Here is a 14,813-nt window from a genome sequence, read left to right on the forward strand (position 1 = left end):
CGTGTATCCCGCCTACGCTTAAGTCACGCCGTCTCTCATCTTCGTCCATGTTTGATCCCGACGAACTCGACCAGATTCGGGAGGCCAAAGCCGAGTGGGAGGAGGAGACACTCTCGCCGACGCTCGACCGGTTCGGGGAACGAAAAGACGAGTTCACGACCGACACGGGTGGAAACGACGTCGAACGACTGTACACACCTGCCGACGCCGACGTCGATTACGAGGAGGACATCGGGTTCCCCGGCGAGAAACCGTACACGCGCGGCGTGTATCCGACGATGCACCGTGGGCGACTCTGGACGATGCGCCAGTACGCCGGATTCGGCACCGCCGCCGAGACGAACGAGCGATTCCGGTACCTCATCGACAACGGGTCGTCGGGACTCTCGCTCGCGTTCGACCTCCCGACGCAGATGGGGTACGACTCCGACGCGACGATGGCCGCCGGCGAAGTCGGCAAGTCGGGCGTCGCTATCGACAGTCTCCACGACATGGAGACGGTCTTCGAGGGCATCGACCTCGGCGACGTCTCCACGTCGATGACCATCAACGCGCCCGCTTCGGTGCTTCTGGCGATGTACGTCGCACTCGGCGACAAACAGGGCGTTCCGCGCGAACAACTGCGTGGGACCATCCAGAACGACATCCTGAAAGAGTACATCGCGCGCAACCTCTACATCTACCCGCCCGAACCGTCGATGCGTCTCATCACGGACATCTTCGAGTTCTGCGCACAGGAGACGCCGAAGTTCAACACGATATCTATCTCCGGCTACCACATCCGCGAGGCGGGTTCGACGGCGGCACAGGAAGTCGCGTTCACGCTCGGCGATGGCATCCAGTACGTCCAAGCCGCAGTCGACGCCGGCCTCGACGTAGACGACTTCGCGCCGCAACTGTCGTTCTTCTTCAACGCGCACAACAACATCCTCGAAGAAGTCGCGAAGTTCCGCGCCGCCCGCCGCATGTGGGCGACGATTATGGAAGAACGCTTCGGCGCGGAGAACCCCAAGTCGATGCAACTGAAGTTCCACACCCAGACGGGTGGGTCGACACTCACCGCTCAGCAAGTCGAGAACAACGTCGTTCGCGTCGCCTATCAGGCCCTGGCGGCGGTCCTCGGTGGCACCCAGTCGCTCCACACGAACGGGAAAGACGAGGCGTTGTCGCTACCGACTGAGAAATCCGTTCGGACGGCGCTCCGAACACAGCAGATTCTCGCCCACGAGTCCGGTGCGGCCGACACTATCGACCCACTCGCAGGAAGTTACTACGTCGAAGCCCTTACCGACGAAATCGAGGCGGAAGCGTTCGACCTGCTCGACGAAGTCGACGAACGCGGAGGGATGCTCGACGCCATCAAGAACCAGTGGGTTCAGCGGGAGATTCAGGACGTCGCCTACGAACGCCAGCGTGAAGTCGAGGCGGGCGAACGCGTCATCGTCGGCGTCAACGAGTATCAGGTCGACGAGGAACCGAACCCGGACGTTCAGGAAGTCTCCGAAGAAGAAGAACAGAAACAGGTCGAGTCGCTCGAAGCGGTCAAAGACGAACGCGACTCCGAAGCGGTCGAGCAAGCACTCGACGACGTGCGTGCCGCCGCGAACTCCGACGAGAACCTCCTCCCACCCATCGTCGAGGCGGTCAAGGCGTACGCGACGGTCGGCGAAATCTGCGGCGTCCTCCGCGAAGAGTTCGGCGAGTACGCCCCCGAGATGGCCTGAGTCACGGTACCAACCTCCGTGACAAAACGTAACTAATTTTATACTTTCACTCGGCTAAGAAGACTTATTATCGACCCCCGAGTGGCCGATAACGAGGATTGACGATGCCTCTTACTGGATTCTGACCCCCCGTCACACGCCCGGTCGCTCCCGCGTCTATCGCGGCTTCCACTACTTCAGCGGCGCACAGCCGTGCGGCCGGCGCGTCGTGGGGCATCTCACATTCGAGAGCCCCCGGTATCGTATCCGACTGTCCCCACCAGAACACAGATGTCACGAAGACACCTCCGACACTCTCGTACCGTCTCCGACTACCCCCCAACCCACCACAAACCCGCGCCCTCGTTTACGGTGCAGGCTATCGTGCTGGCCCTCGCCGCCGGTGTGGTCGTAGTCGCTAGCTACCCCGTGCTGTCGCTGGTCGCTACGACTGCGCTCGTCGGCCTCGTGGCCGCCGCTCGCGTCCTCGTTGCTCGCATCGAGCGCTCGTCGATGAAGGTTGCCGTCCCCGGGTTCCCCGTCGAAGTCACCGTCGCGCGTACGACGCGCGACTGAGTCGACAGTGACTCGCCGCTGACGCTCGGCCCTCCACACGCCCGCTGACGCCCAGTCCGCCACAGTCTCCGCCGATGCTCGGCCCTCCTCCCTCCGGTTCGCCCCGCGTTCCACCGCTTCAGCCCTCCACCTCACCTGTTTTTTTACTGCCCACCGACGAGACGCCTCACTCGCCGACGCTCGGGTGGCCGAGTCGACGGCGGAGGACACGCACTCCTGTCGCGACGAGCATCGCCTGTACGTATCCGAACACCACGAGCGCCGAGTAGAATACTGTGTTCTCGCCGACTCCGAATTCGTTGAACGCGAGTGTATCGAGGAAGAACGCGGCGGCTAACGCCGGGAAGTCGACAATCCACACCTCTTTCGGGAGCACGCCGACGAACCCAGCACCCCACGCGAGAACGAGGACGACGAACACGGCGAGTGTCTCCGGTGCCGTGGCCAGTCGAACTGCGCCACGAGCGAACCGGGTCGCGATGTCGCTCACGGTGAGTCTCGCTTACGCGACGTCTTGATTCGAATCGGACTCGTCTGCGAGCGTGACCGCCGTCCCGTACGCGAGAATCTCCGCCGCACCCTGTGCGACTTCTGCGGTGACGTACCGGACGCTGACGATGGCATCTGCACCCATCGACGCTGCTTCTTCTATCATCCGGTCTGTCGCTTCGTCGCGCGAGTCGGCCAAGAGACCAGTATACGACTTGAGTTCACCACCGACCACGTTTCGAAGTCCCTGCGTGATGTCACGGCCGACGTTTCGCGCTCGGACCGTATTTCCACGGACGGTTCCGAGGGATTCGGTAATCTCTCGGCCTGCGACAGTCTCAGTAGTGGTTACTATCATGACAGTACCAACGAATCGTCTGGGTTTATCCGTTGCGCCCGTAGAGTTGTTGGCATGCACTTCGACCACATCGGAATCGCCACGCCGGACGCCGCCGGGTTGGCCGCGTTGTTCGAGGAATTGTTCGACGCGCCGGTGGCCCACGAGGAGACGTTCGACGGGATGACCGTCGTCTTCCTCGAACTCGAAGACGGGTACTTCGAACTGCTCGAACCCCACGAAGATGGCGCGATTGGGAAGTTCCTCGAGAAGAACGGTGCTGGTATCCACCACGTCGCACTCGAAACCGACGACATCGAGGGCGCACTCCAAACCGCCCGTGACGCGGGTATCACGCTCATCGACGAGGAACCGCGCCCGGGTGCGTGGGGACACGACGTCGCGTTCCTCCATCCGAAATCGACTGGCGGCGTACTGGTCGAGTTCGTCTCCCATTAGCCTCAATCGCCGCCCTCCACGGCAGTCACACCCCGAACCTTCCGGCGACACGAGGACGACCCGAACTCCGATTCACGGAGGTCTCTGATGACCGAAGATACGACAGACGACAACACCCCGACGAGACAGGCACTCTCGGGCACGATGCGCGATTGGCTTTCGCACCGTGTCGCGACGACGCCAGACCACCGAGCGCTCATCTACGCACCGACCGGTGACTCGTGGACGTTCCGCGAACTCGATTCGCTCGTCTCCGAGACTGCGGGGCAACTCGCTGCACTCGGCGTCAAAGCCGGCGACCACCTCGGCGTCCTCCTCGAACCGGGAGTCGAATACGTTCGTCTCATCCACGCCGCAGGACGCCTCGGAGTCACGCTCGTCCCACTCAGCGAACGTCTGACGCCGGGCGAAGTCGCTCGAAACCTCGAAATCGCCGACGTGACTGCGCTCGTCTGCGGCGACTCGACAGAGTCCACTGCCGTCGAAGCGACAGTCGACGTCCCTGTCGTCTCAGTCGACGAACCGCGCTGGGAGGGCGTCATCAACCTCTCGTCGATAGCACCGAAGAGTACCACGCCAGCCCAGTGGAACCTCTCAGATACGATGTTGCTCCTGTTCACCTCGGGGACGACGGGGACACCGAAGGCGGTTCGACTCACGATGGGGAACGTACTCGCGAACGCCGTCGCCTCGTCGTTCAGACTCGGCCTCTCCCCCGGTGACCGCTGGTTGGTCACGCTCTCGTTGCACCACATGGGTGGCATCGGGCCGATTCTCCGGAGTCCACTGTACGGGACGACCATCGTCCTCCGTGACGGATTCGACGCAGGCGGTGCAGCCGACGACATCGGTAAGTACGACGTGACGGGTGTCTCCGTCGTACCGACGATGCTCAAACGGATGCTCGACAGTCGAGGGACGCTCTCGGATTCGCTCCGCGTCGTCCTTCTCGGTGGCGCGCCTGCCTCCGAAGAACTCGTCGAACGATGCCGGAACTACTCGGTCCCGGTGTACCCAACCTACGGGATGACCGAGACGGCCTCACAGATTGCGACTGCGACGCCCCGTGAGGCGTTCTCGTCTATCGGAACCGTCGGACGCCAACTCTTCTTCGTGGACCTCGACATCGTGAACGACGACGGGACTCTCGTCGAACCGGGGACCGCCGGTGAAATCGTCGTCTCCGGACTCACGGTCTCACCGGGATACTACGGGGACCCCGAGGCGACTGCCGACGCGTTCACCGACGCCGGTCTCCGAACGGGGGACATCGGATACCGGGACGACGACGGCCTCCTGTACGTGCTCAACCGCAAGGACGACCGTATCATCACCGGCGGCGAGAACGTCGACCCCGGCGAAGTCGTCCACGTCCTCCGCCAGTACCCCGCCATCGACGATGCAGTCGTCCTCGGCATCCCCGACGCAGAGTGGGGCGAACGCGTGAGTGCGCTCGTCGTTCTCTCCGACCCGGAGATGCGACTCGACCGGTCCGCGCTTGACGCGTTCTGCCGCGAACACCTTGCCGGATTCAAAGTCCCGCGCCTCGTCGAACCGACCGACGAACTTCCACGGACCGTCTCGGGGACTATCGACCGAGAAAAGGTCCGAGAGCGCTTGCAGGCTTCCCAACCGGTCACGGAAGCAGAACCCGAGTGGACCGGTGACCCGCAGGGCGACGGTGCTATCGGGGCTGACCCAACCGTCGTCGCCGACGCCGAACGTGGCGACGAAGAAGACGCAGAAGAGCGTGAACCAACTCCTGCCGACGAATCGGACGAACCCGAACCCGCAGGCGTGACCGAGTCGACGAACTCACGCGACTCTCAGGGCAACGAAAGCGACGTCCCGGACGAGGACGACGACAAGGAGGGCCCAGAAGACTCTGCCGACGAGTCTGAGATGACAGACGACGGTGGCATCGACGCCAGCGACGACAGTGAAGGTGGCAGTGGCGGGGCCGACGGTGGCAGTGACGGGGACGCAGACGCCGGTGGCAATGATGGGGACGCAGACGCCGAGGCGAGGACGACGCACCACGACGAGGAATGAACGCGACGGCGCGTGTTCGATAATCAATAGCCCGCGTCTTGCCGGTTCCTGTCCAAACAATCATTACGTTTTACGGCAACAGGGACGTATGGTAGGTGCTACCAACCAGACACTTCGACCGTTTCTGTGGCGTGCAGGTAAACTCTTCCCGGACCGCGAAATCGTCTCCCGAACGTCCGAGGGCATAACGAGATACACGTATTCGGAGTACGAGGGGCGCGTCGCACAACTCGCGAACGCCCTCGCAGATGCGGGTATCAGCGACGGTGACCGCGTCGCGACGTTCTGTTGGAATCACGACCGACACTTCGAGACGTACTTCGGTGTCCCGTCGATGGGTGCGCAACTCCACACCATCAACCCACTTCTCCCGGACCACCACATCCAGTACATCGTCGAGAACGCAGAAGACCGCATCATCTTCGTCGACCCGTCGCTGGCACCGAAACTCGCCGGCGCAATCGACGAAGACGCCTTCGCCTCCGTCGAGCAGTTCGTCGTGATGGCGTCAGAGGTTCCCGACACGGACCTCGACCCAGTGACCGACTACGAGTCGTTCATCGGCGATTACTCCGACGAGTACGACTGGCCGGACCTGCCGGAAGACCAACCGGCGGGGATGTGTTACACCTCTGGGACTACGGGCAAGCCGAAAGGCGTCGAGTACTCCCAGCAGATGCTCTGGGCGCACACGATGGCGACGCTCCCGCAGGCGGGTCTCGACATCGGCGCAGACGACGTCGTCATGCCCGTCGTGCCGATGTTCCACGTCAACGCGTGGGGACTCCCGTTCTCCATGACTGCCGCGGGTGCCAAACACGTCTACCCCGGCCCATCGCCGACGCCGGAGGACCTCGCGAAACTCATCGAATCAGAGGGCGTGACGATGACCGCAGGGGTCCCGACTGTCTGGCTTGGCCTCCTCGAATATCTCGACGAGCACGACACCGACATCTCGTCGCTCGAACGCATCGTCATCGGCGGCGCGGCGGCACCGAAGTCCGTCATCCGCCGCTTCGACGAAGAGTACGACGTGGAAGTCGTCCACGCGTGGGGGATGACCGAGATGTCGCCGGTCGGAACCGTCGCACACCTCAAACCCGGCATGGAGGACCTTCCGGCCGACGAACAGTACGAAAAGCGCGGCATGCAGGGGCTACTCGTCACCGGTCTGGAGATGCGCGTCGTCGACGACGACGGCAACGAAGTGCCGTGGAACGGCGAAGACTTCGGTGAACTGTGGGTCCGTGGGCCGTGGGTCACGACGGAGTACTTCGAGCGCCCAGACGCGAACGAACAGGACTTCGAAGGTAACTGGCTGAAGACGGGCGACGTGGTGACCGTGGACGAAGATGGCTACGTCAAAATCGTCGACCGTGCGAAGGACGTCATCAAGTCCGGCGGTGAGTGGATATCGTCTGTCGAACTGGAGAACACCATCATGGCGCACGACGGCGTCGCGGAAGCGACAGTCGTCGGCGTCCCCCACGAACGATGGCAGGAACGCCCCGTGGCGTTCATCGTCCCGAAGGCAGGGTCGGACGAAGACGAACTCAAGAGTGACGTCGTCGAACTCGTCCGCTCGGAGTTCCCCAAGTGGTGGACGCCCGACGAAGTCGTCTTCATCGAGGAAGTTCCGAAGACAGCGACGGGTAAGTTCGACAAGAAGGTGCTCCGCGACCAGTACGACGACTCCTCGCTCATCGAGGGGAAGACGCCCGACGAAGACGCCCCGTCCCAGAACTGACTCGGCTATCGCGTCTCGACTTTTCTGTCCTCACCGTCGAGCAGAGTCACGACGCCCCTCTTACTCACAATGAATTAGTTTGAAGTTTATACTGATTCCATACAGTATATGCCTGTTCGACCCTACCAGTGGATATGGACCTTCTCGACGAATCAATCGTGCCAGAGCACGCCCGCGCCGTCAAGCGTGAGGCGCGCGAGTTCGCCGAAGAACACATCGTCCCCGTCGCAGAGGAGTACTACGAGTCCGGTGAGTACCCCCGTGACGTCCTCGAAGCGGGGATGGACGCAGGACTTGTTGCACAGGACATCAGTGAGGAGTACGGTGGCAAGGGATACGACCTCCAGCAGATTCTCGCCATCTCCGAGGAGTTCTACCGTGCCGACGCTGGCATCGCACTGACGCTCCAACTCGCCTCCTTCGGGTGCGAGATTATGGAACACTACGGGTCTGAAGAACAGAAAGAGACGTGGCTCCGCCCCATCGCCGAGAACGAGCAGATTTCGGGACTCGCCGTCTCCGAACCACAGACCGGGTCCGACATGGCCGGGATGGAGACGACGGCCGAGAAGACCGACGATGGATACGTACTGAACGGCGAGAAGTACTGGGTCGGCAACGCCGTCGAGGCCGATTGGCTCACCGTCTACGCCAAGACGGGTGACTCGGACGACCGATACTCGAACTACTCCATGTTCGTCGTCCCGACGGACACGCCGGGGTACGAGGCCGAGCACATCCCCGAGAAGATGGGCATGCGGGCGTCGAAGCAGGGCCACATTGTCTTCGACGACTGTGAGGTTCCCGAAGAGAACCTCATCGGCACCGAGGGTGGCGGATTCTACATGCTCGCGGACTTCTTCAACCACGGCCGAATCGTCGTCGGTGGCCACAGTCTCGGACTCGCCGCGTCCGCCATCGAAGAGGCGTGGTCGTTCGTCCACGACCGACAGGCGTTCGGGCGGAGTGTCTCGGACTTCCAGGCAGTCCAGCACATCCTCGCCGACATGCGCATGGAGTTCGAAGCGGCGCGCGCACTCAACTGGCGTGCCGCGGAGAAGGTCGCAAACGGCGAAGACGCAGGATTCTGGGCTGCGACTGCGAAGACGAAATCGACCGAGATGGCAGTCGACGTGGCCGAACGTGGCATGCAACTCCACGGTGGTCGCTCGGTCCTCAACGAGAACAAAATCTCTCGCGTCTACCGTGACGTTCGCATCCCGGTCATCTACGAGGGTGCAAACGAGATTCAACGCAACCTCATCTACCGGCAGGGCGGCCTCTAAAACGTCTTCCGGCAATCATTTCTCGGCGAATAGAATTATAGGCTGGTCCGATAGTCCTCTATCCAGAGTCGTCCCCGTTACGACTCGGTGACTATCATGCAACTCGAAGAATTCGTTAGCTCTCACGCACCGAACGACGGCGACAAAGCATTCGAACTGGAGAACTCGAAACTCCTCGACGTCGCACTCGACGGCAGTATCATGGCCAAAGCCGGCACGATGGTCGGGTACGAGGGAGACATCTCGTTCGAACGAAAGTCCGCCGGCGGCCTGAAAGGGATGTTGAAGAAGAAAGTCTCAGGCGAAGGCGAGGTGATGATGCAAGCATCCGGGTCCGGAAACCTCTATCTCGCCGACCAGGGCAAGGAAGTCCAGATTCTCGAACTCGACGCGGGCGAAGAGATTAGCGTCAACGGAAACGACGTGTTAGCCTTCGAATCCAGCGTGAACTGGGACATCAAGATGCTGAAGAGTATCGCCGGGACTTCGACCGGCGGTCTGTTCAACGTCTTCCTCGAAGGGCCGGGGCACGTCGCCATCACGACGCACGGGAAACCGCTCGTCCTCGAGACGCCCGTGAGCACAGACCCGAACGCGACTGTCGCGTGGAGTGGGAACGTCTCGCCGTCGTCCAAGCGCGACGTGAACGTCAAGAGTCTCATCGGTCGCTCGTCGGGTGAGACGTACCAACTCGAGTTCGCGGGCAACGACGGATTCGTCATCGTCCAACCGTACGAGGAAGTCCAACCCGGACAGTAACCCGTCTTCGTCGTCGCCACCGGCCATTTTTTCTAGCGCGTCGTGACTGACTCGCCTTCCTGAGTGACCAGTATCACAGAAAAATGAGCTAATTGGTCATCTGACGTATCTCGCTCCGAGTTATGTCGACAGCACAACCACTCGAGGACAAGGTATCGATTGTGACTGGTGCAGGCGGACAAATCGGAGCGGGAATCGCGGTCGAACTCGCCAAAGCGGGGAGTGACGTCGTCATCGCGGACGTGAACGTCCTCGACACGGAGTACAACCAACAGTCGTCTACAGACGTCGGCGGTGCGGACCGGGCGCAAGAAGTCGCCGGACGCATCGAAGAACTCGGCCGCCGTGCGCACATCGTCGAGTGCGACGTGACGCACGCCGACCAGGTCGCTGCGATGGTCGAAGAGACAGTCTCAGAGTTCGGCGGAATCGATGTCCTCTGTAACAACGCGGGTATCATCACCGTCGACCCGGTCGAAGAGATGAAAGAAGAAGAGTGGGACTCGGTGATGGGTGTGAACGTCAAAGGGGTCTTCCTCCCGTCGAAGGCGGCGATTCCACACCTCAAAGAGTCGAACGGAGCGATAATCAACACCGCGTCGATTGCGGGAAGTATCGGTGCATCGGGATTGGCTCACTACTGCGCGTCGAAGCACGCCGTTCTCGGGTTCACGAAATCGCTCGCCCTCGAACTCGCGGGTGACGACGTGACGGTGAACGCAATCTGCCCCGGCATCGTAGACACACCGATGTGGAACAAGGTGTTGACCCCGACACTCGACGAAGCGTACGAAGACACCATCAAACGGGTCATCCCGCTGGGACGTGACCAGACGCCCGAAGACATGGGGAAACTCGCCGTGTTCTACGCGACGAACCGGAACGTGACGGGGCAGGCACTCGCCGTCGACGGCGGTATCCTGCAGAACGTCATCTGAACTGGGGCACAACCCCTTCGCGAACTAACAATTATCTCCGCTGCCTCCTAAGCGTGAGCATGGGTGACATTAGCGTCCACCTGGTCGACCGCGGTCGCGTCCACGCTGACATGGGATACGTCCTCTCTGGCTACTCCATGGGGAGCGCGTCGAATCCGAACCCGGACCACGAGATGGCCGAGTTCGTCGTCTGGAACGCCGTCATCGACGGTCCAGACCAGACAGTTCTGTGGGACACCGGGTCGAATCCGGATGCAGGGAACGGCTATTGGCCCGCGCCGTTGTACGAGGCGTTCGCACACGTCGATTCCGCAGAACACACGCTGGAAGCAGACCTCGATGCAGTCGGATACTCGCTTTCGGACATCGACGCCGTGGTGATGAGCCATCTCCACCTCGACCACGCGGGTGGCCTCAGGGAGTTCGCCGGGACGGACGTTCCAATCTACGTCCACGAGGAGGAACTGAAGTTCGCGTACTACTCGGCGAAGACGACGGAGGGGTCGATTGCGTACCTCGCGTCCGACTTCGACCACGACCTGAACTGGAACGTCGTCCACGGCGACGAGTACACACTGTTCGATGGGATGCGTCTGTACCACCTTCCGGGTCACACACCCGGCGTGATGGGGGCACACATCCAGACGCCCGCGGGTGATGTGTTCATCGCTGGTGACGAGTGCTACGTCGAGGGGAATTACACGGACGAGGTGCCACTCGGCCCGGGATTACTCTGGAGTGACCGTCACTGGTTCGACAGTCTCCAGAAAATCAAAGAGATGGAACGGCAGACCGGTGCGGACGTGTTGTTCGGACACGACCTCGACCGGTTCCGTTCCTTCGAGAAGGGGTGGAACGTCTGAGAAGGCGCGGGGGAGCGCACCTCTCAGCATCTCAAGGGGGGAGTGTGGTGGTGGTGGGAGGTTGGTTGCGAGTCGCTTCGAATCAGATCATGAGTTGGACGTCGGACTCAGCCATGTGCTGGAGTGCCGTCGCCGCACCGACGCCGGTGGTGACGCCGTCGTAGAACGCATTTTCGTCGTAGCCCATCAGTTCGATGGTCATCTGACACGCCTGCAGGTCTACGCCCATGTCGAGAGACGTCTCGATGAGTTCCTCGACGGTCGCAGTCCCGTTTTCTTTGATCTTCTTCTCCATCATGCTCGTCGCGACGTTGTCCATGAAGGGCAACGCGGCGACGGCGTTGGGCATCGGCATGCTCGGGTTGCCGATGGCGCTGAGTTTGAGGTTCTTCGACTTCTCCTCGTGGAGGATGTCGAGGCCCCAGAACGTGTGGAAGACCACGACGTCCCACCCGAAGGCGGCCGCCGTACTCGCGAGGATGAGCGGCGGGTACGCCATGTCGAGGGTGCCTTTCGTTGCGATGATGGTCATCGACTTCTGCCCGCCGTCGTCGGTCGCCTCGCGGAGGTCAGAGACCTCTTCTTCCAGCGCCTGAATCTGTGCCTGGAGTTCTTCGACGGAGGCGGTCGTCGTGTCGACGGGCGCGTCAGCGTCCGAGCTCATTCCTTCTGGATGTAGTGGACAAAGAGCGCGTCGCCGCCCTCTTCGGTCTCTTCTTGGTCGAGCATGGCGACACCGTCAGTCGTGTCAGCCCAGCCTTTCAGGTCGCTCATGCTGCCGGAGTCTGTGGAGACAACTTCCAGAATCTCTCCGGACGAGAGGTCGTCGACCGCACCGCGGGTCTTGACGACGGGCATTGGGCAGGACAGTCCTTTCACGTCGAGGGTTTCGGTAGGTTCGTACTCACTCATTTTTCGGGTTCACCTGTGTTGGGTGTATCCCACAATATCAGGGTGTTTCCTAAAAGTGTGTCGGTTCTTGGGCAGACTGCGCAATATCAGAGTCGGTTCGAGCGACTGGCTGGATTCTCGCGCTCTCTACAGGGTTAGTATCATTCGTCGCCTACGCGAGTGCACAATCACACTAACTTCACCGGGACAGATACCTGATTTAGTATTGCAGGAAAATCGAACGACTATGCAAACCCTTAAGTCAGACCATCTAATAGTGGGTGATGCATACATGACTGCTCCAGACCTCCCGGAACTGGAAACCGAAGTTCCCGTCATCGAACCCGAGACGCTCAAAGAGCGCATCGATAACGGAGAAGAGCTGACGATCCTCGACAACCGCGTGCCATCCGAACACGAGGAGTGGCGCATCGAGGGCGAAAACGTCTCGCACGTCAACATTCCGTACTTCGACTTCCTCGACGAAGACCTCAGCGACGACATCTACGAAGACCTCCCCGAGGACGAGGAGTTCGTCGTCCTCTGTGCGAAGGGGTCGTCGTCTGAGTACGTCGCCGGGCTGCTCATTCAGGAGGGCTACGACGCGGTCGCCCTCGAACGCGGCATGAACGGCTGGGCCAGCATCTACGAGTACACCGAACTGGAGACCGACGGTGACGCCACCATCGCACAGTACCAGCGTCCCTCCAGTGGCTGTCTCGCGTACCTCATCGTCGACGGCGACGAAGCCGCCGTCGTCGACCCGCTTCGCTACTTCTCGGACGAGTACGTCCAGGACGCGAAGGCGATGGGTGCAGAACTCAAGTACGCCATCGACACCCACATCCACGCAGACCACATCAGTGGCGTCCGCACGCTGGTCGAAGACGAAGGCGTCACGGGCGTCATCCCCGAGGCCGCCGAAGGCCGCGGCGTCGACTACGACGTCGACTACGACACCATCGCGGACGGCGAGACGCTCACCGTCGGCGACACGGAAATCGAAGCAATCCACACGCCCGGGCACACGACCGGCATGACGACCTACAAGGTCGACAACGTGCTGTTCACGGGTGACGGCCTGTTCATCGAATCGGTCGCCCGCCCCGACCTCGAAGACGGCGACGAGGGTGCCCCGGACGCCGCCGGCATGCTCTACGACTCGCTTCAAGAGCGCGTCCTCAACCACGACGACCACTTCATCGTGGCCTCCGCTCACTTCAGTGATGCGGCAATCCCCGCCGAAGACGGCAGCTACACCGCTACCCTCGGGGAACTCAAAGAAACCATGGGCGCACTCTCCATGCCGAAAGACGAGTTCGTCGAGTTCATCCTCTCGGACATGCCGCCTCGGCCGGCCAACTACATCGACATCATCGAGACCAACCTCGGTGTGCAGGAGTCGGACGACGACCGCGCGTTCGAACTCGAGCTTGGCCCGAACAACTGCGCGGCCAGCAACGAAGCCCTGACGAACTAAATGTCGGGACTGACGCCGCTCCTCGTCGATAGCCTCTTCCCGAACGGGATAGCGCACTACGCGCTCGGTGGTCTCCTCATCGGTCTGGGGACGGCCATCATCTACCTCGGGACGGGTATCATCGCGGGCGCGAGCACCTTCCTCGAGTCGACGCTCTCGTACGTGTCCGACCTTCCGCGGTTCAACAAGACGAAGTACGTCACGTCACGCGACTGGCGCGTCGTCTTCACCCTGAGCATCGTCGCTGGTGCCGCCATCTACACCGTCACACTCGGTGACGGCTGGTGGGTCTCCGAAGTCCAACCGTGGCGCTTCGCCGTCGGCGGCGTGCTCGTTGGCATCGGAACCCGCATCGGTAAAGGGTGTACGTCCGGGCACGGGGTCTGTGGCGTCGGCTCTCGCTCGCGAACCTCGTTCGTGAACGTCGCAACCTTCATGCTCGTCGCCATCGGCGTCGCACAACTCCTCCAGGCGCTGGGGGTGTCGCCATGAGCGACGACGAACGCGGACTCGGATTCATGCTGCTCATCGTCTTGGGCGGTCTGATATTCGGGTTCGGCCTCGGACTGAGTAACATGGCTCGACCGGAAGTCGTCATCGACTTCCTCCAGTTCGACGACTTCGGCCTCCTCTTCGTCATGGGCGGGGCCGCAGTCACCACCGGCGTCGTCTTCGCCCTCGCGGAGACGCTCGGTGACCGGGCACCTCTCACCGGAGCGAACTATGGCCGCCGTCTGAAGTCGTTCGACAAGAACGTCGTCGTCGGTGGCGTCATCTTCGGTGCCGGATGGGGTATCTCAGGAATCTGCCCCGGGGCGGCGTACGCCAGCCTCGGTGTCGGTAACTACCCCATCCTCATCGCCATCGGTGGGATGTTCGTCGGCGCCTACCTGCAGGGCCTCTGGCGCGCTCGGCGTGCCGAGAGTGCTGCCCGCGGAACGTCTGCTGACTAACGCTCCCCCATCTTTTCTATTCGTCTTCGCATCCAGCGCCGAGTCCCCACTGTGAACGTGACGGGCTCGATGGGCCGTCCAACGAAGCGCCGTGTCGTCCCCCTCGCTACCAACCACCTCGCTCGCCACTCCCCCGTCCCCGGTACCTCTCACGAACCAGACAGCGACTGCGTCACTGGTTGCTCGAGCGGCCGTACGTCTGCAGTCACAGAGTGTTGTACACACCACGAAATATTACTCCGTCATAGATAGCGGCCATATCTGTTCGTAACACTCTGAT

General features: G+C 61.6%; 16 protein-coding genes. 12 read left to right on the forward strand and 4 right to left on the reverse strand.

Going from position 1 to position 14,813, the window contains the following annotated elements:
• Window positions 1-47 precede the first annotated feature (47 nt).
• A complete protein-coding gene (locus GJR96_RS13485; protein ID WP_151163401.1) occupies window positions 48-1,724 on the forward strand; it encodes an acyl-CoA mutase large subunit family protein in 1,677 nt (558 codons plus the stop codon).
• A gap of 270 nt (window positions 1,725-1,994) precedes the next feature.
• Window positions 1,995-2,279, forward strand: coding sequence for a hypothetical protein (locus GJR96_RS13490; protein WP_225317742.1), 285 nt, complete (start codon window positions 1,995-1,997; stop codon window positions 2,277-2,279).
• Window positions 2,280-2,445: 166 nt separating this feature from the next.
• Here GJR96_RS13490 and GJR96_RS13495 read toward each other — a convergent pair whose 3' ends face one another.
• Both GJR96_RS13495 and GJR96_RS13500 read right to left on the reverse strand, forming a co-directional pair.
• Window positions 2,446-2,769 (reverse strand): hypothetical protein, encoded by a 324-nt coding sequence (locus GJR96_RS13495; protein ID WP_151163402.1) that lies wholly within the window; start codon window positions 2,767-2,769, stop codon window positions 2,446-2,448.
• A 12-nt stretch (window positions 2,770-2,781) separates the two neighbouring features.
• The gene (locus GJR96_RS13500; protein ID WP_151163403.1) at window positions 2,782-3,126 is read right to left on the reverse strand and encodes a YbjQ family protein; all 345 of its coding nucleotides are present in this window, start codon (window positions 3,124-3,126) and stop codon (window positions 2,782-2,784) included.
• Between the two features lie 54 nt (window positions 3,127-3,180).
• Between GJR96_RS13500 and mce the strand changes: the two genes are divergently transcribed.
• The 7 genes from mce (at window position 3,181) to GJR96_RS13535 (ending at window position 11,209) form a co-directional block, all read left to right on the forward strand.
• Window positions 3,181-3,564: a methylmalonyl-CoA epimerase gene (gene mce, locus GJR96_RS13505; RefSeq protein ID WP_151163404.1), complete on the forward strand. Its 384-nt coding sequence runs from the start codon at window positions 3,181-3,183 to the stop codon at window positions 3,562-3,564.
• Window positions 3,565-3,651: 87 nt separating this feature from the next.
• Window positions 3,652-5,616 (forward strand): o-succinylbenzoate--CoA ligase, encoded by a 1,965-nt coding sequence (gene menE / locus GJR96_RS13510; protein ID WP_151163405.1) that lies wholly within the window; start codon window positions 3,652-3,654, stop codon window positions 5,614-5,616.
• Window positions 5,617-5,704: 88 nt separating this feature from the next.
• Complete coding sequence (locus GJR96_RS13515) at window positions 5,705-7,363, forward strand: long-chain fatty acid--CoA ligase (protein WP_151163406.1); 1,659 nt, start codon at window positions 5,705-5,707, stop codon at window positions 7,361-7,363.
• Between the two features lie 134 nt (window positions 7,364-7,497).
• Window positions 7,498-8,649 (forward strand): acyl-CoA dehydrogenase family protein, encoded by a 1,152-nt coding sequence (locus tag GJR96_RS13520; protein WP_151163407.1) that lies wholly within the window; start codon window positions 7,498-7,500, stop codon window positions 8,647-8,649.
• Window positions 8,650-8,745: 96 nt separating this feature from the next.
• The gene (locus tag GJR96_RS13525) at window positions 8,746-9,408 is read left to right on the forward strand and encodes an AIM24 family protein (RefSeq protein WP_151163408.1); all 663 of its coding nucleotides are present in this window, start codon (window positions 8,746-8,748) and stop codon (window positions 9,406-9,408) included.
• A 122-nt stretch (window positions 9,409-9,530) separates the two neighbouring features.
• The gene (locus GJR96_RS13530) at window positions 9,531-10,346 is read left to right on the forward strand and encodes an SDR family NAD(P)-dependent oxidoreductase (RefSeq protein WP_151163409.1); all 816 of its coding nucleotides are present in this window, start codon (window positions 9,531-9,533) and stop codon (window positions 10,344-10,346) included.
• Between the two features lie 59 nt (window positions 10,347-10,405).
• The gene (locus tag GJR96_RS13535; RefSeq protein WP_151163410.1) at window positions 10,406-11,209 is read left to right on the forward strand and encodes an N-acyl homoserine lactonase family protein; all 804 of its coding nucleotides are present in this window, start codon (window positions 10,406-10,408) and stop codon (window positions 11,207-11,209) included.
• Window positions 11,210-11,291: 82 nt separating this feature from the next.
• On the opposite strand, the gene GJR96_RS13540 is transcribed toward GJR96_RS13535, so the two are convergent.
• Window positions 11,292-11,873, reverse strand: a complete 582-nt coding sequence (locus GJR96_RS13540) for a DsrE/DsrF/DrsH-like family protein (protein ID WP_151163411.1) — start codon at window positions 11,871-11,873, stop codon at window positions 11,292-11,294.
• Entirely contained in the window at window positions 11,870-12,121 is a 252-nt protein-coding gene (locus GJR96_RS13545) for a sulfurtransferase TusA family protein (protein ID WP_151163412.1), read from the reverse strand. The genes GJR96_RS13540 and GJR96_RS13545 overlap by 4 nt, the downstream gene beginning before the upstream one ends.
• 271 nt (window positions 12,122-12,392) lie before the next feature.
• Between GJR96_RS13545 and GJR96_RS13550 the strand changes: the two genes are divergently transcribed.
• Genes GJR96_RS13550 through GJR96_RS13560 form a run of 3 tightly spaced genes read left to right on the forward strand, consistent with a single transcriptional unit; the run spans window position 12,393 to window position 14,533 of the window.
• On the forward strand, window positions 12,393-13,580 hold the full coding sequence (locus GJR96_RS13550; RefSeq protein WP_151163413.1) for an MBL fold metallo-hydrolase: 1,188 nt from the start codon (window positions 12,393-12,395) through the stop codon (window positions 13,578-13,580).
• Window positions 13,581-14,072, forward strand: a complete 492-nt coding sequence (locus GJR96_RS13555; protein ID WP_058573806.1) for a YeeE/YedE family protein — start codon at window positions 13,581-13,583, stop codon at window positions 14,070-14,072. It abuts the gene before it with no gap.
• Entirely contained in the window at window positions 14,069-14,533 is a 465-nt protein-coding gene (locus GJR96_RS13560; protein ID WP_151163414.1) for a YeeE/YedE family protein, read from the forward strand. Before GJR96_RS13555 ends, GJR96_RS13560 begins: the two co-directional genes overlap by 4 nt.
• Window positions 14,534-14,813: the final 280 nt, after the last annotated feature.

Origin of the sequence: Haloferax litoreum, assembly GCF_009674605.1 — an archaeon.
Taxonomy (GTDB): domain Archaea; phylum Halobacteriota; class Halobacteria; order Halobacteriales; family Haloferacaceae; genus Haloferax; species Haloferax litoreum.

Bases quoted from the DNA above. Each gene is read 5' to 3' on its own strand.
- GJR96_RS13485 (WP_151163401.1), top strand. From the start codon at position 48: ATGTTTGATCCCGACGAACTCGACCAGATTCGGGAGGCCAAAGCCGAG.
- GJR96_RS13490 (WP_225317742.1), top strand. From the start codon at position 1,995: ATGTCACGAAGACACCTCCGACACTCTCGTACCGTCTCCGACTACCCC.
- GJR96_RS13500 (WP_151163403.1), bottom strand. From the start codon at position 3,126: ATGATAGTAACCACTACTGAGACTGTCGCAGGCCGAGAGATTACCGAA.
- mce (WP_151163404.1), top strand. From the start codon at position 3,181: ATGCACTTCGACCACATCGGAATCGCCACGCCGGACGCCGCCGGGTTG.
- menE (WP_151163405.1), top strand. From the start codon at position 3,652: ATGACCGAAGATACGACAGACGACAACACCCCGACGAGACAGGCACTC.
- GJR96_RS13515 (WP_151163406.1), top strand. From the start codon at position 5,705: ATGGTAGGTGCTACCAACCAGACACTTCGACCGTTTCTGTGGCGTGCA.
- GJR96_RS13520 (WP_151163407.1), top strand. From the start codon at position 7,498: ATGGACCTTCTCGACGAATCAATCGTGCCAGAGCACGCCCGCGCCGTC.
- GJR96_RS13525 (WP_151163408.1), top strand. From the start codon at position 8,746: ATGCAACTCGAAGAATTCGTTAGCTCTCACGCACCGAACGACGGCGAC.
- GJR96_RS13530 (WP_151163409.1), top strand. From the start codon at position 9,531: ATGTCGACAGCACAACCACTCGAGGACAAGGTATCGATTGTGACTGGT.
- GJR96_RS13535 (WP_151163410.1), top strand. From the start codon at position 10,406: ATGGGTGACATTAGCGTCCACCTGGTCGACCGCGGTCGCGTCCACGCT.
- GJR96_RS13540 (WP_151163411.1), bottom strand. From the start codon at position 11,873: ATGAGCTCGGACGCTGACGCGCCCGTCGACACGACGACCGCCTCCGTC.
- GJR96_RS13545 (WP_151163412.1), bottom strand. From the start codon at position 12,121: ATGAGTGAGTACGAACCTACCGAAACCCTCGACGTGAAAGGACTGTCC.
- GJR96_RS13550 (WP_151163413.1), top strand. From the start codon at position 12,393: ATGACTGCTCCAGACCTCCCGGAACTGGAAACCGAAGTTCCCGTCATC.
- GJR96_RS13555 (WP_058573806.1), top strand. From the start codon at position 13,581: ATGTCGGGACTGACGCCGCTCCTCGTCGATAGCCTCTTCCCGAACGGG.
- GJR96_RS13560 (WP_151163414.1), top strand. From the start codon at position 14,069: ATGAGCGACGACGAACGCGGACTCGGATTCATGCTGCTCATCGTCTTG.